Annotated in this window: 20 protein-coding genes and 1 pseudogene; 17 read left to right on the top strand and 4 right to left on the bottom strand. The window is 40.9% G+C overall.

Features of this window, described 5'->3' with window-relative positions; all coding sequences use genetic code 11:
- The first annotated feature begins 61 nt into the window (after positions 1–61).
- The 7 genes from pdhR to B6K83_RS08580 all read left to right on the top strand — a co-directional run bounded on the left by pdhR (position 62) and on the right by B6K83_RS08580 (position 13,959).
- Positions 62–832 carry a pyruvate dehydrogenase complex transcriptional repressor PdhR gene (gene pdhR / locus B6K83_RS08550; protein ID WP_092251263.1) on the top strand — a complete coding sequence of 257 codons (771 nt, stop codon included), beginning with the start codon at positions 62–64 and terminating at the stop codon, positions 830–832.
- Between the two features lie 142 nt (positions 833–974).
- On the top strand, positions 975–3,650 hold the full coding sequence (gene aceE / locus B6K83_RS08555; RefSeq protein WP_085284501.1) for a pyruvate dehydrogenase (acetyl-transferring), homodimeric type: 2,676 nt from the start codon (positions 975–977) through the stop codon (positions 3,648–3,650).
- A gap of 25 nt (positions 3,651–3,675) precedes the next feature.
- On the top strand, positions 3,676–5,364 hold the full coding sequence (gene aceF, locus B6K83_RS08560) for a dihydrolipoyllysine-residue acetyltransferase (protein WP_085284502.1): 1,689 nt from the start codon (positions 3,676–3,678) through the stop codon (positions 5,362–5,364).
- A 245-nt stretch (positions 5,365–5,609) separates the two neighbouring features.
- Positions 5,610–7,040 carry a dihydrolipoyl dehydrogenase gene (gene lpdA, locus B6K83_RS08565; RefSeq protein ID WP_085284503.1) on the top strand — a complete coding sequence of 477 codons (1,431 nt, stop codon included), beginning with the start codon at positions 5,610–5,612 and terminating at the stop codon, positions 7,038–7,040.
- Between the two features lie 516 nt (positions 7,041–7,556).
- Positions 7,557–12,362: an RHS repeat domain-containing protein gene (locus B6K83_RS08570; protein WP_085284504.1), complete on the top strand. Its 4,806-nt coding sequence runs from the start codon at positions 7,557–7,559 to the stop codon at positions 12,360–12,362.
- Entirely contained in the window at positions 12,359–12,850 is a 492-nt protein-coding gene (locus B6K83_RS08575; RefSeq protein WP_092251255.1) for a hypothetical protein, read from the top strand. The genes B6K83_RS08570 and B6K83_RS08575 overlap by 4 nt, the downstream gene beginning before the upstream one ends.
- Before the next feature lie 230 nt (positions 12,851–13,080).
- Entirely contained in the window at positions 13,081–13,959 is an 879-nt protein-coding gene (locus B6K83_RS08580) for a hypothetical protein (RefSeq protein ID WP_085284506.1), read from the top strand.
- Between the two features lie 147 nt (positions 13,960–14,106).
- Here B6K83_RS08580 and B6K83_RS08585 read toward each other — a convergent pair whose 3' ends face one another.
- On the bottom strand, positions 14,107–14,709 hold the full coding sequence (locus B6K83_RS08585; RefSeq protein WP_085284507.1) for a 3'-5' exonuclease: 603 nt from the start codon (positions 14,707–14,709) through the stop codon (positions 14,107–14,109).
- A gap of 73 nt (positions 14,710–14,782) precedes the next feature.
- Complete coding sequence (locus B6K83_RS08590) at positions 14,783–15,007, bottom strand: hypothetical protein (RefSeq protein WP_085284508.1); 225 nt, start codon at positions 15,005–15,007, stop codon at positions 14,783–14,785.
- Between the two features lie 197 nt (positions 15,008–15,204).
- Between B6K83_RS08590 and B6K83_RS08595 the strand changes: the two genes are divergently transcribed.
- The 4 genes from B6K83_RS08595 to B6K83_RS08610 all read left to right on the top strand — a co-directional run bounded on the left by B6K83_RS08595 (position 15,205) and on the right by B6K83_RS08610 (position 19,174).
- Positions 15,205–16,914, top strand: a complete 1,710-nt coding sequence (locus B6K83_RS08595) for an ATP-dependent nuclease (RefSeq protein WP_085284509.1) — start codon at positions 15,205–15,207, stop codon at positions 16,912–16,914.
- Between the two features lie 9 nt (positions 16,915–16,923).
- A complete protein-coding gene (locus B6K83_RS08600) occupies positions 16,924–18,339 on the top strand; it encodes a UvrD-helicase domain-containing protein (protein WP_158088330.1) in 1,416 nt (471 codons plus the stop codon).
- 195 nt (positions 18,340–18,534) lie between these two features.
- A complete protein-coding gene (locus tag B6K83_RS08605) occupies positions 18,535–18,885 on the top strand; it encodes a helix-turn-helix transcriptional regulator (protein ID WP_085284511.1) in 351 nt (116 codons plus the stop codon).
- Between the two features lie 55 nt (positions 18,886–18,940).
- Complete coding sequence (locus tag B6K83_RS08610; protein ID WP_085284512.1) at positions 18,941–19,174, top strand: hypothetical protein; 234 nt, start codon at positions 18,941–18,943, stop codon at positions 19,172–19,174.
- 308 nt (positions 19,175–19,482) lie between these two features.
- On the opposite strand, the gene B6K83_RS08615 is transcribed toward B6K83_RS08610, so the two are convergent.
- A complete protein-coding gene (locus B6K83_RS08615; RefSeq protein WP_085284513.1) occupies positions 19,483–20,295 on the bottom strand; it encodes a hypothetical protein in 813 nt (270 codons plus the stop codon).
- Between the two features lie 106 nt (positions 20,296–20,401).
- Here B6K83_RS08615 and B6K83_RS08620 point away from each other — a divergent pair, with 106 nt between their 5' ends.
- The 6 genes from B6K83_RS08620 to B6K83_RS08645 all read left to right on the top strand — a co-directional run bounded on the left by B6K83_RS08620 (position 20,402) and on the right by B6K83_RS08645 (position 25,282).
- Complete coding sequence (locus B6K83_RS08620; RefSeq protein WP_198951671.1) at positions 20,402–20,659, top strand: hypothetical protein; 258 nt, start codon at positions 20,402–20,404, stop codon at positions 20,657–20,659.
- A 162-nt stretch (positions 20,660–20,821) separates the two neighbouring features.
- Complete coding sequence (gene istA, locus B6K83_RS08625) at positions 20,822–22,441, top strand: IS21 family transposase (RefSeq protein ID WP_085284514.1); 1,620 nt, start codon at positions 20,822–20,824, stop codon at positions 22,439–22,441.
- On the top strand, positions 22,431–23,183 hold the full coding sequence (gene istB / locus B6K83_RS08630) for an IS21-like element helper ATPase IstB (RefSeq protein WP_085284515.1): 753 nt from the start codon (positions 22,431–22,433) through the stop codon (positions 23,181–23,183). Before istA ends, istB begins: the two co-directional genes overlap by 11 nt.
- Positions 23,180–23,668 carry a hypothetical protein gene (locus B6K83_RS08635; protein ID WP_085284516.1) on the top strand — a complete coding sequence of 163 codons (489 nt, stop codon included), beginning with the start codon at positions 23,180–23,182 and terminating at the stop codon, positions 23,666–23,668. Before istB ends, B6K83_RS08635 begins: the two co-directional genes overlap by 4 nt.
- Positions 23,649–24,605, top strand: coding sequence for a tyrosine-type recombinase/integrase (locus B6K83_RS08640; protein ID WP_085284517.1), 957 nt, complete (start codon positions 23,649–23,651; stop codon positions 24,603–24,605). Before B6K83_RS08635 ends, B6K83_RS08640 begins: the two co-directional genes overlap by 20 nt.
- 134 nt (positions 24,606–24,739) lie before the next feature.
- Complete coding sequence (locus B6K83_RS08645) at positions 24,740–25,282, top strand: SIR2 family protein (RefSeq protein ID WP_085284518.1); 543 nt, start codon at positions 24,740–24,742, stop codon at positions 25,280–25,282.
- A 12-nt stretch (positions 25,283–25,294) separates the two neighbouring features.
- Here the strand turns inward: B6K83_RS08645 and B6K83_RS18705 are convergent.
- A pseudogene (locus B6K83_RS18705) lies at positions 25,295–25,342 on the bottom strand (hypothetical protein); the annotation flags it as partial.
- Positions 25,343–25,349: the final 7 nt, after the last annotated feature.

A 25,349-nucleotide genomic window follows, 5' to 3' on the forward strand; every position in this document is an offset into this window, starting at 1 on the left:
TGCTAAAATAAGTAGCCAACTCATGCTGACTCAATAAGGTTTTTAGATGTCAATTGCGCGTATCCAAAAGTCGGTTAAACAAGCGAAGTTATCAGATGTAATTCTGGCGCAGCTTGAGTCAATGATTCTTGAAGGGAGTTTAAAGCCCGGTCAAAAGCTCCCTGCCGAACGCGAGTTAGCAAAACAATTTGACGTTTCTCGTCCCTCACTACGCGAAGCTATTCAAAAACTAGAAGCAAAAAATTTAGTCACTCGCCGTCAAGGTGGTGGCACTTATGTGAATGATCAGCTTTTAGGCGGTTTGTCAGATCCTCTCTTTGCACTTTTAGCTAACAATAATGAGTCACAGTTTGATTTATTAGAGTTTCGTCATGGCATTGAAGGCATGTCGGCATATTATGCTGCTATGCGAGGTACGCAAGCGGATTTTGACGAAATTCAACGTAAACATGACGACATTGGCAATGTGCAATTAGAAGCCGATTATCGCCTTGAGGCCGAAGCGGTTTTTGAGTTTTCTTTAGCGATTTGCGCCGCTAGCCATAATGCGGTTATTTTGCACTTAGTGCGCAGTATGGCACCGTTGATTGTTGACAACATTGAAAAAAACCTAACAATTTTGGCCAAACGTCCTGATGTGTTCAGTCAGATTTCTGACTATCGTACCCGTTTAATGAGCGCCATTATCAGTGGTAAGCCACAAATTGCCTGGGGAGCTAGTCACCGTCACTTAGCTTTTATTGAAGAAATACTGTTAAAAATGTCGCAAGAACATAGCCGTATGGAGCGTTCTATGCGCCGCATGAAACGCACTACAGGTGATAATAATTAAAATAGTGAGTTGAACCTAGTACGCGATTCGTTATTTTAATTATATTCACAGCAGAAAAATTACCAAGCGTTGAGGATATCTGTTTAAAAGCAGCTATCTTTAAAGCAATTAAATTTACTTAACAATTGGAGACTAAGTAATTATGTCTGAGCTCCCAAATCAAGATATTGATACCATGGAAACCCAAGAGTGGTTAGAGTCATTGGAGTCTGTTTTAGAAAATGAAGGTCCAGAGCGTGCACATTTTCTATTAGAAAAGTTAATCGACAGAGCACGTCGCAGTGGTACTCACTTACCTTTTGATGCTAAAACGGCTTATGTAAATACTATTCCTCCAGGGTTAGAGCCGCATATGCCAGGCGATCAAACCATTGAAGCGCGTATTCGTGCAGCAATTCGTTGGAATGCCTTGGTGTTGGTATTACGCGCCTCGCGTAAAAACCTAGACTTAGGTGGCCATATTGGTAGTTTCGCTTCGTCTTCAACTTTATATGATATTGGCTTTAATCACTTCTTTAAAGCCGCCTCTGAAAAAGATGGTGGTGACTTTATTTTTGCTCAAGGTCATATTTCTCCGGGTATTTATGCTCGAGCATTTATGGAAGGGCGCTTAACCGAAGAGCAAATGAATAACTTCCGCCAAGAGTGCGATGGTAAAGGTTTGTCTTCTTATCCACACCCACATTTAATGCCAGACTTTTGGCAATTCCCCACGGTTTCAATGGGCTTAGGACCACTACAAGCCATATACACGGCACGATTTTTAAAATATTTAACCGATCGTGGTATTAAAGACTGTTCAGATCAGCGCGTCTATTGCTTCTTAGGCGATGGTGAAACTGATGAGCCAGAATCATTAGGTGCAATAGGTTTAGCCTCGCGTGAAGGCTTAGATAACCTGACCTTTATCATTAACTGTAACTTACAGCGCTTAGATGGCCCAGTGCGCGGTAATGGTAAAATAATTCAAGAGCTTGAAGGTACATTCCGCGGTGCCGGCTGGGAAGTTGTGAAAGTGATTTGGGGTTCATACTGGGATGCATTAATCGCGCGCGATACTTCAGGTAAGTTAATTCAGTTAATGAATGAAACGGTTGATGGCGAATATCAAAACTGTAAAGCCAAAGGCGGCAAATATACCCGCGAGAACTTTTTTAACAAGTACCCAGAAACGGCAGCATTAGTGGCTAATATGTCAGATGATGACATTTGGCGCTTAAACCGTGGTGGCCATGACCCTGTTAAAGTTTATGCGGCTTATAAAAAAGCACAAGAAACCAAAGATAGACCCACGGTTATCTTAGCCAAAACCGTTAAAGGCTTTGGTTTAGGCGCGTCAGGCGAAGCGTTAAACATTGCCCATAACGTTAAGAAAATGGATGTAGATTCGGTTAAATATTACCGTGATCGTTTTAATATTCCGGTTAGCGATGAGCAAATTGCCGACCTACCCTATTATAAATTTCCCGAAGACAGTGCCGAATACAAGTACATGATGGAGCGTCGTACTGCTTTAGGTGGCTCGTTGCCTGCGCGCCGAGAGCAAGCAGAAGAAGAGCTTGAAATACCGGCATTGAAAATATTTGAGCCAATATTAAAGGGCTCAGGTGAGCGCGAAGTGTCTTCAACCATGACCTTTGTTCGTGTACTGAATAGCTTATTAAAAGATAAAAAAATTGGTAAGCGTATCGTGCCTATTATTCCAGACGAAGCACGTACTTTCGGTATGGAAGGCTTATTCCGTCAAGTGGGTATTTATGCCAGTGAAGGGCAAAAATATGTGCCGCAAGATGCTGACCAAGTGGCTTATTACCGTGAAGATAAAAAAGGTCAAGTATTACAAGAAGGCATTAACGAGTTAGGCGCTATGGCCTCTTGGGTGGCCTCAGGTACTTCCTATTCAACTTGTAATGCCACCACGATTCCATTTTATATTTATTATTCAATGTTTGGTTTTCAGCGTGTTGGTGACTTAGCCTGGGCAGCGGGTGATAGCCAAGCTCGTGGTTTCTTGTTAGGCGCAACGGCAGGTAGGACGACGCTTAATGGTGAAGGCTTACAACACCAAGATGGTCATTCTCATGTACAAGCGGGCGTGATCCCAAATTGTATTACCTATGACCCAACTTATGGTTATGAAATTGCCGTTATCATTCGTGAAGGTTTACGTCGCATGTACGAAGAAAATGAGAATATCTTCTTCTATTTAACGCTAATGAATGAAAACTATCAGCACCCAGCATTACCCGATAATAAAACCATCGAAGATGAAATTATTAAAGGTATTTATCAGCTTGAACGTGTGGAAGCGAAAAAAGCCAAGGCCAACGTACAATTAATGGGCTCAGGGACAATTTTACAAAAAGTGCGTCAAGCGGCACAAATTCTATCGGCGGATTATGGCATCTCAAGTGATGTTTACTCGGTTACCTCATTTAATGAGTTAGCGCGTGATGGCCAAGCAGTAACGCGTTGGAATATGTTACACCCAGAAAGCGAGCAAAAAACGCCTCATATCACTAAGGTGATCACGGCAGATAAAGGTCCAGCTGTTGCGGCAACCGACTACATTAAAAACTATTCTGATCAAGTACGAGCCTACATTAATACCGAGTATCGAGTATTAGGCACTGATGGTTTTGGTCGCAGCGATAGTCGCGATAACCTGCGTCAACATTTTGAAGTTGATCAAAACTACATTGTTGTTGCGGCTTTGTATGAATTAGCAAACCGTGGCGATATTAAGCATGAAGTGGTTACTGAAGCGATAAAACGCTTTAACATCAATGCTGATAAAATTAACCCACTTTACGCGTAACTAAGACTAGATAAGGAATTAAAACATGTCTGATATTGAAAAAATTCTAGTCCCTGATGTTGGTGGCGATGAAGTTGAAGTTATCGAAATATTAGTTGCTGTTGGTGACTCTATAGAGTCTGACGATGGCATAGTGACTGTTGAAACAGATAAAGCGTCAATGGATATTCCAGCGCCGTTTGCTGGTGAGCTGGTCAGTTTGGCAGTACAAGTAGGTGATAAAATCAAAGAAGGTGATTTAATTGCACAAATGAAAAGCAGCAACGCCAGCAGTGAACAAGACACTGCCAGCGAAGCGAGTGCTGAAGCACCTGCGCAGTCTGCTCCAGAAGCGGAAGTAGAAACTGAGACTGAAACTGAAACTGTCAAAGAAGCACCAGCAGAGCCGGCTGCTACTGGCAGTAGCGAAGTGATTGACGTGACTGTACCGGATATTGGTGAGGATGGTGAAGTTGACGTCATTGATGTGCTCGTTGCGGTTGGTGATGAAATTGAAGCGGAAGATGGCTTAATCACCTTAGAAACTGACAAAGCCACTATGGACGTTCCTTCATCGCATGCTGGTACAGTTAAAGAAGTGCTGATCAGCACCGGCGATAAAGTCAAACAAGGTTCGCTGGTGATCAAGCTTGAAATTTCGTCTGGTGCGCCGGTTGCAGAAGAAAAGCCAGCTGAGACGCCAACGCCTGCACCCACAGCAGCAGCGCCAAAAGCAGCGCAAGCCGCTGGCGAGAAAAAACCGGCACCTGTGCCACATCACCCGCAAATGGGCTTAACCAAAGCCGGCGCTATTTATACTTCGCCGTCTATTCGACGACTAGCGCGTGAATTTGGTGTCGACCTAAGTCTTGTTAAAGGCAGTGGTCGTAAAGGACGCATTTTAAAAGAAGACGTTCAGTCTTACGTTAAATATGAATTGTCACGCCCTAAAGCCAATGCAGGTAGTTCAGTTGCTGCAGGTGAGGGTGGTTTGCAAGTGGTGAGTGCGAAGCAAATTGATTTTGCCAAATTTGGTGAAATTGAAACCAAAGCGCTGACCCGCATTCAGAAAATTTCTGGGCCTTTTTTACATCGCAATTGGGTGACTATTCCTCATGTTACTCAGTTTGATGAAGCTGATATCACTGACGTGGAAGCGTTTCGTAAAGAGCAAAATGTTATTTGTGAAAAGCAAAAGCTGGGCTTTAAAATCACACCGTTAGTGTTTATCTTAAAAGCGGCAGCAGATGCCTTACGCGCTTTCCCAGTGTTTAACTCGAGCTTAAGTGAAGATGGCGAAAGTCTGATCCTGAAGAAATATTGCCATATTGGTGTGGCGGTTGATACGCCGAACGGTTTAGTGGTACCAGTGGTGCGTGATGTTGACCAAAAAGGTATTCATCAGCTATCTCGCGAGTTGTTAGAAATTAGCATTAAAGCCCGTGAAGGTAAGCTCAAAGCGGCCGATATGCAAGGCGGCTGTTTTACCATTTCAAGCCTTGGTGGTATTGGCGGAACCGCGTTTACGCCAATCGTTAATGCCCCAGAAGTGGCCATTTTAGGGGTGTCTAAGTCCGAAATGAAACCTAAATGGGATGGTAAAGACTTTCAGCCACGCTTAATGTTGCCATTATCTATGTCATACGACCATAGGGTAATTGATGGTGCTATTGCTGCTCGGTTTACCGTGCACTTAGCTAGCGTAATGAGTGATATCAGAAAACTAATTTTATAGTGTTCTGTCGCAGCGCTTGCTGATCAGCAAGCGCTGTTGTAATAAGCGGATAAATGTTGATACTTAGCAAGTTTTCCAAATTATTACCGATTAAAGATAGCGATCTTTGTGCCGTTTAAGTAAAATTGCCGGCAAGAAAAAGATAATGAAATGCGAAAAATAATATAGCGTCAGTGCGTTAATATTGACATCGCAAATATAGGCTGGCTTAGTCAGCAACAAATACATCAATTTTTGAGGTTAGCATGAGTAACGATATTAAAACTCAAGTAGTAGTTTTAGGTGCGGGTCCTGGTGGCTATTCAGCAGCATTTCGCGCAGCAGATTTAGGCTTAGACGTAGTGTTAGTAGAAAGTCGTAAAACGCTAGGTGGTGTTTGTTTGAATGTGGGTTGTATCCCGTCAAAAGCACTTTTACACGTCGCTAAAGTTATTGATGACGCGGCAGCGATGGCATCGCACGGGGTTACTTTTGGTGCGCCTAAAATTGATTTAGACAAAATTCGTGACTGGAAAGAAAGCGTTATTGGTCAATTAACTGGTGGTTTAGGCGGTATGGCTAAAGCGCGTAAAGTTAAAACGGTATTTGGCTACGGTAAATTCACTTCAGATAAAACCATCGAAGTTGAAGGCGAAGACGGTAAAAGCACCATCACTTTCGACAATGCCATTATTGCGGCTGGCTCATCTGTGGTTGACTTACCTTTTATTCCTAAAGATGATCCACGTGTTATTGACTCGACTGGCGCGTTAGAGCTAAAAGACGTACCAGAAGAAATGTTAGTACTTGGTGGTGGTATTATCGGCCTTGAAATGGGTACGGTTTATAAAGCATTAGGCTCTAACGTTTCTGTTGTTGAGTTTGCTGATCAATTAGTGCCTGCTGCCGATAAAGACATTGTTAAAGTTTACACTAACTACAACAAGAAAAAGTTCAACATTATGTTGTCTACCAAAGTAGTTGCCGTTGATGCCAAAGATGATGGTTTGTATGTGACTTTTGAAGGTAAAAATGCTCCTGAAGGCCAAGTGCGTTACGATAAAATTTTAGTGGCGGTTGGTCGTAAGCCAAACGGTCACTTAGTAGCAGCAGATAAAGCGGGCGTTAACGTTGATGAGCGTGGCTTTATCAATGTAACGAACGAGCTTCGCACCAATGTAAATCACATTTTCGCTATTGGTGACGTGGTAGGGCAACCTATGTTGGCACATAAAGCGGTCCATGAAGCTCATGTAGCAGCAGAAGTTATTGCCGGTAAAAAGCATGTGTTTGACCCGCGCTGTATTCCGTCAATTGCATATACCGACCCAGAAATGGCGTGGGTAGGTGTGACTGAGCGTGAAGCCAAAGAGCAAGGTTTAAACATTGAAGTGGCTAACTTTCCTTGGGCTGCTTCAGGTCGTGCAATTGCTTCTGCACGTACTGAAGGTAAAACTAAGATGATCTTTGAAAAAGAAACCGGTCGTGTCTTAGGTGGTGCAATTGTTGGTATTAATGCCGGCGAAATGCTAGGTGAAATTTGTTTAGCGGTTGAAATGGGCGCTGATGCAGAAGATGTAGCCTTAACCATTCATGCACACCCAACCTTAAACGAGTCAATCGGTGTTGCCGCTGAGATATTTGAAGGCTCAGTGACAGATTTACCGAATGCCAAAGCGGTTAAAAAGAAAAAGTAAATCCCCTTTACGCTAAAGCGTAAAATTAGCTTAATTGAAAAGCTAGTAGGTATTCTTAACGCCAGTCAGTTTAAACTGACTGGCGTTTTTTATTACGCTATTTTCGTGCTCGCATATTTAAGTAAATAGGAGCAAATTAAGAGCTATCATAGCTTACGATCTATTTGGTTGGTCACTGTATATGTCAATTTCATCGATATTTGAAAGACGCATTTGTTTGATCAGTCTCGTGAGAACAATGCCTTTTAAAAATGTACTTAATGACCTACTCCAAAGACGTCACCTTCCTTAGCCTACTATTTATTATTTTTCACAGTAATCTTTAATTGGATCTTATTTAAAATTAAACACTATCGCCTTTTAAATCTAAATATTATATTTAAATTCAATAGCTTAATGCAGGGCTTTGAAGGCTCGTTTTTTTCTGCTTTTTAAACTTTATTTTTTTAGTTTTTTGGTCTATTCGTTAAACACAGTTATTTAAGGATAAATAATAAGTCATATTAAGGATGATGTATGAACCATATTTTTATAACGCTGCAAATAAAATGCATATTTACAATAATTCTATCTATATTTTCATTTCTATCTTTAGCCGTTGAAGAAGTAGAACCCATTGTTGAATGGGAAAAGAAACAAAATGCTGAGCAACGCCTTGAAATTTTTGGCGATGACTTTTTAGGCGATGCAATTGATCCGCACACAGGCACCTTAGTTTTTAATCAAACCGACATTAGCTTGCCTGGTAATTCCCATTTACCCGTAACTTTATCAAGAAAGCGCACTTCGGGTTTTACTTATAAAGATGGTATTGATGCTGAGTTCGGTGACTGGACATTATCAGTTCCTCGTATAAAAGTGATCTCTTTAGATGTTAGGCCTTGGATCGGGGCAAGGTGTAGCAAACCAAGCAAAGAAATATTAAGCGCCTACAACTATGGCAGAATTGGCAGTCATACCACTGTAACAACCACAGGTTATTCAAACGGTATACAATTAGAGGTTCCAGGGCAAGCCAGCCAACAAATCATCGACAATAATGGTGTCGCTATTTGGCCAAGTACAGCAAAAAAAGTAACGGTTAAAAACTGGTACTTCACGTGTACAATAGCCTCTGATGGCGGAGAAGGCTTGATTGGTCATGCCCCCAATGGTGATGTCTATCGATTTGACCACGCTTATGTTCTAGACTCGCCGAAAATGGGTTTTGTTGGCGCTAATCCGCTTGAAAGGAATGTTTATATTCTAGCGGCTAGTCAAGTAAGTGATGTAAACGGTAATTGGGTTAAATACCAATATGATTCTCTCAATAGACTAACTTCTATTTATGCTAAAGATGAGCGACGAATTAACCTAGGTTATACGGGAGATAGTAAACTCATTCGTACTGCGGCGGTTGCGGGTAAAGTTTGGCATTATGATTACCGAGTAAATAGCTTTATTCGCACAGATTGGATGCCCTTTGCGGGGCAAGCACTGAATGGCCAAGTGTTAGCTAAAGTGACACAGCCTGATGGCAACTATTGGTCATTTAACTTAGATTTAATGACTGGGACTCCAGCTCCTAGTGGTAGATCTCGTTGCCCTAAGTGGTCGCGTACCGTTTCATTAACTCACCCTTATGGTGCAACAGGTACCTTTGTTTTAAAAGATACCGAACATAGACAAATATACGCAAAACAAGCTAGAAGGTTAGAAAACTGCCCTGACTCAGAACCAGAAAAACCGCCAGGCGGCATAGGCGGCTCTGATATACCTTTAGATGATGATGTAACAACATCGACAATGGCAGTGGTTGAAAAAAGCGTTACGGGTCCATCAATGACACCAGCTACGTGGCGCTATCAGTACGAAAGCGATAAAGGTCCATCAGAGAGCTCATCTGCAGATCGCACAAACTGGACAAAAGTGTCTACACCTGAAGGTCACCATACATACTATCATGCATGGGTGAATGAGCCTTTAGGTGGTAGGCTTGTGAAAAAAGAAATTCGCTCAACTGCAACAGGGGCAATTAAGAAAGCTGAGCAGTATACATACCTAAAAGAAATCCCCGTTGGTAATTCGCCAATTATTCAAGCACCAGGCCCAGGCGATGCAAAAAATCCGATTCACACAACCAAGATTGTGATCACACAAGATGGCGACACTTATACGCAAGAATTTGGTTTTAATACCAACCATAGCTCGTCAAATTATTCCTATGCTAAGCCTATAATGCAGTCGGTAAAATCAAATATCTCGACTTTAGCAAGAGTTACGCTAACCGAATATAGCCATAAAAAAAATAAATGGATATTAGGGCTGCCAACAAAACAGACGATTAATAGTCGAGTAACGCAAGAGAATACATATAATACTTTAGGGCATAAAATAGCTGAACAGCGTAACGGAGCACTCTTTGCAACCTATAGTTACCACAATGATGGCACTTTTGCATCGGCAACGGATGCCAATGGGCGCGAAATACAGGCACTTTTATATAAACGAGGTACACCACAAAAAGTGACGCGAGCTGATGGCAACTCCGTTTATCAATATGTTGATGACTTTGGCCGTATTAGCTCTATAACAGACGCTTTAGGAAATACCGTAAGTTACTCTCGCGATAGTATGGGTAGACTAATAACCGCCGACTTACCTGATAGTTGGGCCAGTGTAAATCATAGCTATAACTTTAGTAGCAGCCCAATACATACCATTACTAAAGGTAACGCCGAATCTACTATAACTTATGATGCTATGTTTCGGCCTATTCTCGTTGCGACTAAAGATACCTTAACGAATAAAACCACATTTATTAACTATGACTATGACAGTGCCGGAAGAGAAGTTTTCTCATCGTTTCCATCTGTGAGCTCAACATCTACTGCTGGTATTGCCTCAGAATATGACAGTTTAAATCGGATTACTAGAAAACGGGAAACAGTTGCCCCGTATGCCACAACATTAACTAGCTATCATAGCGGCCATCGACGCACAGAAACTGATCCTGCGGGTAATAAAACGGATTATTATCATTATGGTTACGATGGTGCTAATTATAAAGATGTTAAATCACTGTACTCGCCGTTAGGTATATTTACCAATATCAATAAAAATGTTTGGGGTGAAATAACGTCGATAAAGCAATGGGGCAGCCAAGGTAGTGGCGGCTCTGGTAATACTCCTGGGGACGATATAGGTGGTGGTTCTGGAGGGGGAGCTGTAATCACCCCAGTAATACCAACCAACGAAGGTGATAAAAAAATTAAACCGCCAGGTATTGATATACCTATAGAATTAAATAGCGCTAGTAACGATATTGATGATCGCGATAGTGGCACAGGTATTAGCCTAACCCGCAGTTATTATTACGATAGTAAGCATCGTTTGTGTCGAATCAGTGAGCCAGATGTAGGAGATACGCTATATCAATATGATGCATCAGGGTGGTTAATTGCCTATCAAAAAGGGGCTATTAGTGGTAGCGCTTGTGTATCCCCAAGTGGTAATGCAAAAGTCTCATTGTTAAGGGATGATGTTGGCCGCATAATTAAGCGCGACTTTTCTCACAGCCTGACCCACGATATCACTAAGACTTATGATGCCAATGGTAATGTATTAACTGTTAACCGTGATGGCATTGAATGGATTTATAGCTACAACTCGCTAAATTTTCCTACGTCAGAGCAGCTTAAAGTTGATGGTCGTCAATATGTGCTAGCGTATGGTTACAACAGTGCAGGACAACTGTCATCAATGGTCTATCCAAGTGGTAAAACGATTAACTATAACCCGGATGGTTTAGGTCGACCTCGTCAAGCGAACTATGGTGGAAGTTATTATGCCAGTAATATTCAGTATCATGCTAGTGGTCAAGTTAGCCGTTTAAGTTACGGCAATGGACATGTTTTCCAACAATGGTTGAATGAACGTCTATTGCCCTCTCGCTTACTCACCAGTAAAGGCAACATTAAAGCTCTAGATATGAGTTATAACTATGATCAGCGCAAACTTACCACCTCGATTACAGATACTGCTTTAGGCAACAATAACCGCATGATGACTTATGACGCTTTAGAGCGAATTACATCGGCTTCGGGGCCATGGGGGAGCGGCGAATTTAGTTATGATAGCCTAGGTAATATCCTCACCAAAGATTTAGGTTCACGCAAAGTTTCATTAAGTTATGACGCTGATAATAGGTTAATTGGTGCTATTGATACGGGTGGTTTAGGGGGTAACACAGGTACAAGGGATTTTGCCTATGATAATCGTGGTAACACGATAACTGCGGGTAATTTAAATTTTAATTATGACTATGCCGACCAACCTGTTTCCATGTATGGTAGTACATCAGGTAGCTATAGATATGATGGCAACTTGAAACGCGTCAAAGCGACCATCGCGGGTAAAACTATTTATAATGTTTACAACCTTGCCGGTAAGTTAATCCATATAGATAATGTAAGCTCAAATAAGCGCACTGATTATATCAACGCAGGCAGTAGGACGGTGGCTAGAGTGGTAAATGATGTGCCAACCTACGTGCATCATGATAGTTTAGGTAGCCCAGTATCGGGCACGAATGCTGCAGGTGGAATATTATGGAGAGAACGCTATTCCCCTTTTGGTATAACGATTGATAACGCAGAAGCCAATAACGATCAAGCAGGTTACACCGGTCATATCAAAGACAGTGATACCGGTTTAGTTTATATGCAGGCACGATACTATGATCCAGTCATCGGGCGTTTTTATTCGAATGATCCGGTGGATTATGCTGGACATTTACAGAGAGGCAACCCTGTACAAGGCTTTAATAGGTATGCTTACGTTAACAATAACCCTTATAAGTATACCGACCCTGATGGTGAATTCTTAAACATAATCACAGGAGCTATTGGGGCATATACGGCATATAATCAAGCGAGAGATATGGGCTTTTCAAAGGAAGAAGCTTTAATCGCAGGTGGTGTTGGCGCGTTAATTGGTGTTGTTAGTGGAGGAGCAGGTAGTAAAGTTGCTACTGGCCTTATAAAGCAATTGGCTCCAGCAACAACTAAGCAACTTGCAAAAGAAACAGCTAAAACCGTTACCGCTGGAGCAACATCAGCAGGTGTGACTCAAGCATCGGCTGACGCTGCGGGTGACATTGCTCAAGGTAATCCTGTAGATGTTGATGGAGCGAAAGTAGCAGGTAAAGCTTTCGAAGGCGGAGCAACAGCAGCGATAGGTACGGTTAGTACGGTTGGAGTTGTAGGTAAAAACGTGGTAAGTGAAGTTGCTGAGGCGGCAATTGTCATTACAGCTCAAGAAGTTAGAAGAGAAGACCAGTGAGACTTTTAATAACAAAATACGTTTATTTAATATCCGGGGTTCTAATAATATTGTTAGGCATATTTTTATTGTCATGGGGATATAGCAATAGCTCTTTTCCAGAAATAGAAAATACAAATAAAATTATGGGAACGGCATCTGACATAGAAGTTAAGGGGTGGAAAATAGACTTTAAAATTAGTGATGACCTAAGAATCTATTCTTATTATCGGCATTATGGTAACTACGATGAAGTCAAAGAGTTATTAAGTCGAAATGAGCAGCCTATTATAGAAATGTTAGTTGAAAACACAGACATAAACTCTACACCTGCTATATATCAGGTAACGATTAATGGTAAAGAAGTGACAAACTTTGAAGAGAAAAAGTCTAATCACGGCGAATATACAAATTCTATATATTGGTTTGCAATAGTATTGATTTTTATTGGTGGAATTGGTGTATTTATGGGGCTTAAAACGAAAGCATTGCCAGAAGACAATGAATGAGACATTTCAGACTACCTTTTAAGATTTTAGCTCTATTGTCATTTTAAATCCAAAGCCTCGCAAAACTCGCGAGGCTTTTTAATAACTCGAAAACGTAAGGGAGTAAATTTAATATTGCCCCAGTTGGTAAATGTTGATATTTTGAACAAGTGCTTTTCAGAGTACTGATGGCGCAACACAATTTTACTTAATAATGCTTTGGCTGAATGCCAATGTGCTAAGGAAAAAATATGAACATACCAGCAATCGAGTTGGTGTTAGCTAACACCAATGCAACAGTCGTAAGGCAAAAACTTCCTCGTACCTCCTACGGTTCCAAAGACGCAATAATTCAAATCATTCGCGATGCTGTTGATATGGAAGACTCCATACGAAACATTTATGCCTTTGCTTTAGAGGGGAGACCTGGTGCCGGCCGTGATAGTTATCTGGCATTTCTGGTTGAATATCAAAATGACCATTTTGATTTATTTGACGACAGTGAAATGAACATGGGGAATCCATCAAGAGAGTACGAAGTCATATCAATAGTGCAGCATATGTCACTGTTGGCAAATCCTAATCATCTGCTTTATTCAGTTAAGCGTCTGCCATATCAATTAAGAGATTTGCCGCCACTTCAAGCTGCTTGCTTGGTTAAGAGCCAATCATTCAAACCCTTATTGCCCAATTGGCAAACATTTCTGGCTACTTTCAACAAAGACCAGCAATTATGTCCCAAATCAGTTTATCAAGTGGATGATTGGGAAGTTCTTTATGATGAATCAAAAACGGCATTGAGAAATATCAAAGTGTGCTCTATTCACCAATTTATCGAAAACCTAACAGAATATGAGCGGCTGAATCTAGGGATGATGCGTGGTCATGAGTTTCGAGTGTTTATCAGCACCAAGGGAAATGAATGCCAGATTTGCTTTATTCCCGTTGATAATGCTTACACCGTTTATCAGCAGTTAGAAAATCATATACCCGAGTTTGTGTACGGTGATTTTTTACCAGAGTCTATCGTTCGAAGTGCCGGACAAAGATTGCTGTCGCTTAATAAAACAGAACTAATGCCTGCTAGCCAAGATAATTTGCGTTGGGTATTTAGGGAATATCCAACCTGAGTTTGATGATTCAAAGTCATCGCAACAGTATCTTGCTGTAGCGTGCGTTGTTGCAGTAAGGTACGTGAGCCTAAATCTCCTTTAATAATATTGTAGTTGCGGGTAAATGACAGCATTGCCATTAACCAATAAAATTCACAAACTATCTTAATTTAATGTTGTAAGTTTTGGAAAAATGAAGGGTAAAAGCTTTGCTGTATTTTTAGCGTCATTAAGTCCTCTGTGATGGTTACCCGAAAAAGGTTGGAGGGATATTTCCAAGGCTTTTTTCAAGCCAACTGGTTTTTTCAAATTATGCGCGTGTTTGAACGCTACCTTGAGGTTTAACGCAGTTGTAGGGGAAAACTCGTCCAAGTCATGAAACGCGCAATCAATATTAATTTGAACTAAATCATAGGCTCCCCAAGTTGCTATTAATGTGTTACTTCTCGCAGAAAGCCAATTAACAAAACGCTTGAATACATGCGGAAAGGGCTCTGCGTTATCTAACTCAAGCTGTTTAATTCCTGTTAATTGCGTACAAAAATCACTGACTTTTGGGTGTCTTACCGGTCGAATTAAAGAGCTGTACTCATCAATCACCGCTAGTGATTTTGTTTCAACTAGTACAGCCCCAATTTCAATAATTTCTCTTTCATCAGGTGGGATTGAGCCATCTTCTGTACACGTATGCTCTATGTCAATAATCACGATATATTCGTGGGAGCGAATCATGGAATGAAGAGTGTTTTCGGTATATTTAGTGTTCATTGTATTAATCCTAATAATTTAAGCCTCAATAAATCAGTACTTCGTGCAGTTCTAATAACTAACTGCCTATCACTTAAAGTAATGACGCTAAGTACTTAGTAAAAGGCACAATATCCTGGTTAACGCCGGCAGCTTCCAATGTCTGCATATATTCATCGCGTCGTTCAACAAGTACAACTGACCAATAACCGGCCAATTCTGATTGCTTAGCAATGCCGAACGCAATACTTGGGACAAATAAAACCATGAATCGTGAAGTGTTATTACGAATGCGAGGTAGCGCATTTAGGTTTTTCAATTCAAACTCCCTATATTGCCAAATTTATGGTAAATGACCATTGCTCGGGAGGCAACTGATTGACAGACCAAGTTTAGACTTAGTCAACTAATTTGACCTTTGAATTTAAAGCCGAGCAACTTGCGGGGCTTTTGCTTTTTTATGCAGATTTCGTTATGTTTCTGTGATTAGAAAGGAAACTTGAATCAGGACGTTTTATGTCGATTATTCGTCACATCGCTATACGTAATTTTAGAGGTATTCAGTCTCTAGACTGGTATCCAACAGAAGGTGTCAATTGCATCATTGGCCCAGGTGACTCAGGAAAGTCTTCCATCCTTGATGCAATTGACTTTTGTCTTGGCGCAAGACGCAATATTAGTTTTACAGACGCTGACTTCTATAACTCCAATGTTGATAACCCAATTGCAATATATGTCACTTTAGGGCGCTTAAGTGATGAATTCCTTAGCATTGAGCGCTATGGCAATTTTCTCCGCTCCTACAACCTTACCACCCGGGAGTTCTATGATGAGCCTCAAGCAGGCGCTGAAACTGTTGTCACTGTTAAAATAATCGTTGATAAGGGGTTGGATCCTGACTGGGGCTTATATTCAGATCGCGCTGCTCAGGAAGGATTAGAGAAAAGGCTACCTTGGAATCATAGGGAACAGATATCGCCTACCCGACTAGGAGAAGGGTCTTCGCGTCATTTCACATGGGGGAGGAACTCACTTCTGAACAAGCTATTAGAAGATAGATTTGATGTAAGTGAAGTGCTTACCGAAGTTTCTCGCAATGCCAGACAAGCCTTTGCACAACAAGATGTGGATGGAATTAACAATGCCCTCGCAAGTGTTCAAGGTGTAGCAAATGCGCTCGGCGTAAATGTAGGTGAGCTTCAAGCTTTACTAGATGTGGCGAGTGTTTCAGTCTCGCATGGCGCAGTGAGCTTGCATGATGCTAATGCGACGCCAATTAGGCAAATGGGTACCGGCTCTACCAGATTGCTTTTAGCGGGGCTTCAAAAGCTAGTTTCCACTTCGAAATTGTTGATAATTGATGAAGTAGAATTCGGCTTAGAACCATTTAGAATTAGTCGTTTGTTAAAAGAAATCGGTGCAAAAGAGCAGCAACCAACACAGCAAGTATTTATCACTACTCATTCTCCATATGTTCTCCGAGAATTAAAGTCGTCACAGCTACATATTTTGAGGAAATCTTCAGTAACTGGGCAACCTCAAATAAATCACCTCATGTATTCAATGAATGATAGTGATGAGCATCAATCAACTTTGCGAGTATGCGCAGAGGCATTTTTGAGTAATAAAGTAATAGTCTGCGAAGGGAAAACAGAAATTGGACTTTTAAAAGGTGTTGATGCCGTTGAGCAAATACAGGGGCAGCACAGTATTCAATCGCTTGGTGTTATGCACGCAGATGGCGACGGAAGTCATATGTTTAAGCGAGCCAAAGTCTTCAACCAATTGGGTTATCCTGTTGCGATATTTAAAGACTCAGATATCAATGACCAGCAGCAAGCGTCTATCAACGAAGTAATGCAATTGGGAATACCAATGTTTGAATGGGGAGATAACCAAGCTACTGAGCAGGCAATATTTAACAATTGCCACCTTAATCTCATTCCACAACTATTAAATATTGCGGCTGAGAGAAAAACAAATGACGCGGTAAATGCACACATTACTAACGCATCACAAAATCAATTTAATCTGCCAAACTGTATTCAAGCCCCCATCGATGCTCATCGTCAATGTCTTGGGTTAACCGCAAAGAATAAAGGGTGGTACAAAGATATTGAGCCTATGGAAAATGTCGCGGAAACAATTCTTTGGCCTAACAAACAATGGATTCAACCAGTTTTCACTCAAGTGTTAGATAATCTTCTTACGTGGGCGCGACAATAAGGACTGATAGTGTCGGCAGATATTATATTAGAAAATGAGATTGGGGCTATCGAGGCTCCTGCGGGATGTGGAAAAACTCAACTAATAGTTGAAGCTTTGGCTATTCCCCCAGTTAAGCCATATCTAGTATTAACACATACTACTGCTGGTGTTGCTGCTCTTCGAAAGAGACTTACTAGGGCAAATGTACCAGCAAAGAATTATGTATTGTCGACTATTGATGGCTGGTCGGTGAGAATCGCGAGTAGTTTTAGCCACAATTGTCAAATAGCCTCACCCGTTGAAAACTCTCGAACGTATTACCCTGAATTAAGAAATGTGGTGAGTCGTTACTTAGCTACTGGAAGTCTGCATGACGTAATCAGAGCATCATACTCTCGACTTATTGTTGATGAATACCAAGACTGTAACCAGGAACAACACGATATTGTTTGCTCTATAGCACAGAGCATCCCAACTACAGTTCTAGGGGATCCCATGCAGTTAATTTTTAATTTTCGAGGCACGCAGATTCCTAATTGGCAAGGTCAGGTCTTAAATCATTTCCCCCTGCTAACCGAGTTGAATACACCTTGGCGCTGGATCAATGCGCAAAACCAAGAGCTGGGTGAGTGGGTGCTGGAATGCCGAAGGAGATTGATATCCGGCAACAATATAGACTTAACACATAGTCCTAATTCGGTCTCGCATATTCAACTAAACCAAAATCATCAAGAAAATATGCGTCTGAAGAGTACAGCACAATATCAGCTTAGAAACGCTTACCCCCAAGATTCTTTGCTAGTTATTGGTGACTCAATCAACGCGAACTCAAGACATTTATATGCGAGTCAAAACAACGGGATTGATGTGGTTGAACCCGTTGATTTAAGAGATTTAGTTACTTTCACTGGGCAACTAGACGTTGAACAGGGTGAACAATTAGCGACTTGCGTAATCAATATTTTTGGAGCATTGGCTACCGGAATGGGGGCTTCAACTTGGACTCCAAGAATAAGGACGGTATTAGCTGGCAGAAACAGGAGTGCACCAAGCCCAACCGAAGCTACAATAGTCGCATTTATTCGATCAAAATCAGCAGCTAACTTTCTGGCAATAATGAATGCTGTTGAAGCTGACAATAATATTAGAATCTATCGACGTGCGGCATTCAGAGCATTAAATAGTGCTATTAATAGCGTTGTTTGTGATCCATCCTTGAGCTTCAAAGAGGGTATGGAAAGAGCCAGAGAAAGTCTACGCCAACGAGGTGATACCCGTATTCCAAACTTGGCTATAGGTAGTACTTTGTTGCTTAAGGGCTTGGAAGCAGATCACAGTTTGATAATCGATGTTAGCAACATGAATAGTCAAAATTTGTATGTCGCCTTATCAAGAGGCGCTAAAACAATCACTGTCGCAAGCTCTGTTACAACACTTCCATAATGCAGTGTAATTTGGGTTAACGAATTTCCATAAGGTCGTATTACAACTAGAATATTATAATTAGTGGTAAATTATTAAAACGTAAACATCAGCATTAACTATGCTCATACTTGTTTATATTTGCTACCAATAGAAGCACTAGAAGTTAGATAGAATACTGATGCCAAAGTAAATTTTAGAGATAGGAGCTAAGCCATGTCGAAAAACAAGAAGCTAGATATTGATTTGCTAGTTGATGGGCTTACCTGTATCGATAATTATTCCAATGACGGTTTTGTAAATATCCCCACAGATAAGAGCGCACTGCATCCAGCAAGGTATTTCAAAGAATTATTTATGTCAGAGCTCATAAAAGACGGAGTTAGCGACGAAGATATCGTTGCCGAGCTAGATCTCTCAGACCAGAACTTTGAGGAATTCCTGAATGAAAAGGCAATGGTCACCTCATTGTTAGCTCAGCGTCTTTGTGTAGTCACAGATATGCCGGCTGCTTTTTGGTTGCGTGCACAATCTAGATTTGATGATTTTCATACTCGCGTTGAATAGATTTCAGGGGCCATTAGTCTAATGAGCGTAAAGTTAATTAGGTGATATTAAATACATGAAAGAATTCGACGTTACGATGACATTTGATACTGGAGAAAACGATTTATCTTTGGATGCAATCGATGACCTCCTGTTCGAAGGCGGCTTTGATGATGCATTGATCAGTCATTCAGGTACAAGGCTAATTCAGATTGAGCTTCGAAGGAGTGCCTCATCAGAAGATTTTCTAATTAAAGCAGTAATGCGCCAGGTGAGCGAAATTTTTCCAAACTCCAAGCAATTAAACTAGGTGAATGATCTTCCATCAAATATTACGAGCTCAGTACAAATCTGCTGATTCACACAACGACTATCTTAACAACGCAGAACCCTTTTAAATAAAGCTAAATTTTCTATGGTGGTCCATTTCATAAGCATGAAGTGGTCCATTAATTTGTCATTCATTGTTCCAATTTTAAATGTTGAATGGTCCCGGGACATGGGATTTTCCAATTGTACAATCTCATTTAATGGAACAGTTGTTGTTTTGTAAACGGTACACTCAGTGCTTTTTCTTTGGACCACTTGATGCGAGCAAAATGGACCATACTAATAAAGCTAAGCGTTATAAATGTTTTTTGAGCGTTTAATTAGATCTGATAAATAACCTGTCTTTGTAACGCGATGAAAGAAGATATGCCTGAAGCGACACTTATGTTTACTGGATTTAATTTCCATTTTGATATTTGAAGCCATATCGTCAATATCATCAAGCTTGAGTCGAATGGCTCTTATTAATTGAAATGCCCACTTTGCATCGAAATTAAAGCAAAACATTTTGATGACTATCCGGAACATAAGTTTTTCGAGTTTCCAGAAAAATGATGGTCGAACGTACTGTCTTTGACATAGCAGATATAAAAACAGCAAAGCAGCTAGTCCATCTATTTCATTACCTTCAGCTAACTGTTCAATGATTGAATGCTTTAAGGGAGAGATTAACTTTTGTGACAAACGAGCATTTAACCTCAAAAGCAATTTACTTTGCTGGTGGGGAAACTTGCTAGCCTGTGCTTCTACCGATTGCGGGTTGTAAAGCCAATATTCAGGGTAATGGTTGTTCAAAAAACAAAATAAAGGATGCTCAAGTATGTTTGCCGAGCCTGGCACTAATGTTTCATACATCTCAATTTTTGAATTAACACGGAGCCTTTCACCACTCTGTTTTCTGTATAAAAAGCGAATTTCGTTTGCCGAATTTAACGCTTGTTGAATTTTTGGATCGGTTGCCCCCTGTGCCTGAGTAAAGCTATACACAGTCGAACCATTTCTTTTGTTGATGACATAACTAAGCCAAGCAACTGATTTAAATGCATTAATAAATTTGTCTAGGCTGCTTCGTTCTGCATACGTTGTTAAAAATCGATCCATACCTTTGTCTTTAACTTTGTTTTATTAATAAAAACAAAGCACTAACGAGATGGTGAGTTTAATTCTAGTCTAAGAAGTCACCATTGGTATCAAACTGGAGGTGACATTGACCGAAAAAGAAAAGCAAGAATTGGCAAAGCAGTTAGAAGCAGACTTACTCAAGCTTTATGACTCACCAATTCTAAATTTGGAGCAATTAAAACGGGCATTGAATTATCGAAGCGTTGCGGCGGTAAAGCAGGCTATTAATCGAAATACTTTTCCCGTGCCAACATTGGTGATGCCAAATCGTCGAAACCGATTTGCACTTGCAAAAGACGTGGCAGCATTTTTGGCAAAGCAGGCATTTAATAAGAAGGAGTAAAAAGTGAAACAGTAACTTGTAGGTAGTAGTTGTAAATTTTTACTGGCGCAGAAACGACAAAAGCCCGGAGCGGCAACTCATGGGCTTTTGACAGTTGGTATCGAAATAGTTCTCTCGATGCGTTAACTATCGTTTAACGACCGGTATCTGTCAAGTTTTTCAGTGTTTATTCTGAAAGACAGTGCTGGTCTGCGCCTTTATTTTAACGAAATGAAGGCATTTAAAATGATTACTGTAATTCAAACCCGCTCGGCTATACGAGCAATAGATGTATTCCCTACGAGCAGTATTCGTAAGTTGGGGCAGTTGGTAGGTGTATCTCATCAAACCATGATGAGGTTAAAGAAACGATGTAAACGTGCAGAGGTTACTCATGAAGAAGCTCAGCAACTAACTGACACTGAACTCAAGCAGAAACTTTATCCGACTATCACAGAAAACAATAGCTATAAGCGCCAACCCGACGTCGAGTACATAGTGGTTGAGTTAACTAAGCCAAGAGGTAAAGGCAAAACGGCTTCAGTGTTGTATTTGGAGTATGTTGCGAAAGATCCAAGCACCGCAATGAGTCGATCTCATTTTTTTCGCATCGTCAATAAAGCATTGAAGCGAACAAAATTAGCGATGAAGCAACTCCACCCTGCTGGTGAGGTGGTTTATATCGATTATGCGGGGCATAAAATTTATTATCATTCTGGTGGTAAAAAAGTGTGGGTCAAAGTCTTTGTTGCTGTGTTGGGTGCAAGTAAAAAAGTCTTTGCTCATGCCACCTATGGCGAAAAAACATTGCATTGGATTGATGGCATGACCCGAATGTTTAATTACTTCGGAGGGGTGACGGAAGTTGTCTCCATGGATAATGCGACTGCACTTGTTGCTAAGCCTGGTTTGATTGCCAATCTCACTCATAATGTTGCAGCGTTTGGTGATCACTATAACTGCATCATGGATACGTGTCGGGTTGGGAAACCACAAGATAAAGCGCATGCAGAACTAGGCGTAAAATTCGTTACACAGCGTATTTTAAGGCCTATGACGCAGGACCATACGTTTTTCAGTTTGGAAGAAATTAATCAATATTTAGTTCGCCAAGTTGAGGTTTTAAACAACTTGCCATTTCAAGGCTTGGATATCTCACGCAATGACCTGTTTGAACGCAATGAGAAACAGGCTCTACAGCTACTGCCAGTAGAACCATATTTGATGATTGTGGATAACCTAAAGCAAAAAGTGCCTGCAAATTACCATGTGAAGTACTTCAAACATGAGTATTCCGTGCCTTATCAACATCGCGGTGAAATCGTTAATATTGTGGTTGATCAGTCCAAGCTCCGAGTCTTTTTTGAGAGCAAACTCATTGCTACGCACGTTGTAAAGGACGAGCCGATGGGGGCAACAACATTGCTTGAGCATATGCCCGCAGAGCACCTTGCTGACTATAAAAGTATGGATAAAGATGCCAATTTGAAGTGGGCTAAAAATACTGGTGAATCCGTCGAAAAATTGGTTGCCAAGTGGTATAGCAAAACGGCTAATGCTAAATCTCGTGCCATAGGCAAGCGTTGTATGGCTTTGATGAAACTCTCCACAAAAAACGGTGAGGACGTTCTCGCTGACGCGTGTGAGTACGCTAATCTACATGGCCTTACGACTCCTAGCGATATCGCACTAATCATTACTGCGCGTAACGATGCCGACGGCTTTGATGATCTTCCTTCGATAAATGTAGCCCACCAAAACATTCGTGGCGCTGATTATTTTGGAGGTCATCATGAAGCTTAGAGATAAGGTATTCAATGCTATTTCGACACTGAAGCTATCCGGTGTTAAAGAAGCTTTAAATCGACAATTGGCATCACCTGAATTTGAAGAAATGGGATTTCTCGACAGGCTATATGATTTACTCTGCCAAGAGGAAAGTGAAACTCGTCAACGCAAGATTGCTTATTTGCTAAAACAAGCAAAGCTGCGTTGGCCTAATGCCCTAATCGAAGATATCAAGTATGAACTTCACCCTTCACTGAAGCCAGCGACGATAAATGAATTGGCGCAGCTAACCTGGGTGGACAATGCAAACCATATCATTATCACCGGTGCTACAGGCACAGGTAAAACCTATATTGCCTGTGCGCTGGCGCGAGCCGCAATATACGAATTAACCCCTGTGCTTTATTTTCGATACAGTGAGCTGGTATTGCAGTTGGTTGCAGCGAACAAGAATGAAAAGTTAGTCGCTTTTAAACGGCGGTTAAATAAAGCTCCGATCGTGGTAATAGATGATTGGGGTATAACACCGTTAAATGCAGTTGAAAGAAACTTATTGTTTGAACTGATAGAAAGCCGAGATAGAAAAGGTTCTTGGCTCATTACATCTCAGTACCCTACAAATGAGTGGTATGACGCATTCCAGGACCCGACGATTGCGGATGCTTCATTGGATCGAATCGTTCATCAGGCACACAACGTTGTTTTAAAAGGAGAGTCTATACGCAAGGCGATGGGGCTGGAGGGAGGTGCATCATGAACACATTTCTTGAAAATACATACCTTGATGTTTTAGGGCAAATCAACCTAGATGACTTCCATATTCAACAAGCTTTTGAATATTACCAGCAGCGATATCAGGCAAGCTCTTTAGCTCAACAATTTGTTGCTAGTAGTTGTCGAATTGACGATGAATTTAAATGTGATTTGAACATCGGTTTCTGTGATCGCACGATGGGCACAAACATCCCTAAGGCTCGAACACCAGAGGGAGCCGCTATTCGCGGTAGCTTACAACGCGCTGGATTAGTTCGCTCTACTGGGCATGAATTATTTAGAGGTTGCATTGTAATACCCACTGTAGATAGCAATGGCAGTATCATTTCTGCTCTTGGTTATCGCGTAGGCCGCATCCGAAATGGCGACAAGCCTGTTGTTTATTGGCATAAACCTGAACCAAAAACGTATGTGAAAACAGGTATGTCATATGCAAAAGAGTTGATACATGGACAAACCTACCACTAATCGCATTTGGCGATGTGCCAAGTACTACTTTGAGCTTTGTCTTGCCAGGGGACAAAGCTCAGATACGGTTCGTGGAAAGCGTGGAGGTCTTAAGAAGTTTTTTCTGTGGTGTATAGGCCGCAATGTTACTCGCATCGATCAAATAGATCTGGATCTAATGGATGACTACGCAGCCTATTTGAATGCGTACCGCAAGCCACTTGATGACCAGCCGCTATGCCCTGCACAAAAACGAAACTTGCTTACGTTTGTTAAAACATTCGTAAAGTACATGCACATCAAAAAGTTGCTGCCAACAAATACGCTTGAAAATATCGAACTCCCATCAAAAGGTGAGCAGATACCCAAGGCACTTTATAGTGTAGAAGAAATAGAAACTATTCTAGAACAGCCTCTGCTGTTCGGGGTTAAAGGTTTACGTGACCGCGCTATCCTTGAAACCTTTTTTGCTACGGGCATCAGACGAGGTGAATTAGTTAAGCTAAATATTGATGACATTGATTTCAACAGCAAGTTGGTTCGAGTCCACGGCAAAGGTAAAAAGGATCGTTTAGTGCCAATTAGTTTGCGAGGGTGTGAGTGGCTAGCATTCTACATTGGTAAGATCAGACCAATGTTTGCTTTCATCGGTTCAGGAAAAGCATTATTTCTGGCTAACAATGGCAAACGCTATGTGCCGGGTAAGTTGTCTGACATGGCATCACAGTACGTGAAATTAGCCGGATTTGATCGTAGTGGCGCGTGCCACCTATACCGACACAATACAGCGACAACAATGTTAGACAATGGCGCTGACCTTCGTCACATCCAAGAAATGCTGGGCCATGCTAGCATCCTTACTACGCAACTTTACACACATGTTAGTCGTAAGAAGTTATCTGAAGTTTATGAAGCAACTCATCCTTCTGCTGAAGGTGGAAGTGGGTTGTTTAATTAAATTTTTTTGACCTCGTTCAATATCAATTTTAGTAAATTAGGTCACTATAATATTATTTTGTGTAATCTCTTGAAATTGAATAAATAATCCATAAATTACTTATACGACTTCTATTTAGGAAAAATAACAATAAGATGGAATTTAGCAACGAAATTGAAGTATTTATTAAAGACTATGTAAAGCACCTTCATGATGGTTCAGCATCAGTATTTGCTGGAGCGGGATTATCTATTCCAACAGGTTTTGTTAATTGGTCTGAGTTATTGAGCGACATAGCCCAAGAATTAGGTTTAAACATTGAAAAAGAAACTGACTTAGTTTCTATTGCTCAATATCACGTAAATGAAAATCGAACTAGATCTAAAATTAGTCAAAAAATATTGGAAGAGTTCGTAGAAGACACTGAGGAATCTGAAAATCATAGAGTTATTGCCAGATTACCAATTTCTTCTATTTGGACAACTAACTATGATCCTCTTATCGAACAAGCATTTTTAAATGAAGGCAAGGTTCCTGATACAAAACATAACTGTAAACAACTTCTAAACAATCGCCCTAAAAGAGATCTTATTGTTTACAAAATGCATGGAGATGTTGAACACCCTTCTGATCTGGTCAAGCTAGGCCGCACACTTTTTCCTTACACTTTCAAATTCAATTGGCGACATATCGTTTAAGCTCGTATGTAACCTAACTGAGTTATAGTATTTGATGTATTCTTCAACATCGAATTTCATGCTTTCT

It is taken from the genome of Colwellia chukchiensis (assembly GCF_002104455.1).
GTDB classification, from domain to species: Bacteria; Pseudomonadota; Gammaproteobacteria; order Enterobacterales; family Alteromonadaceae; genus Cognaticolwellia; species Cognaticolwellia chukchiensis.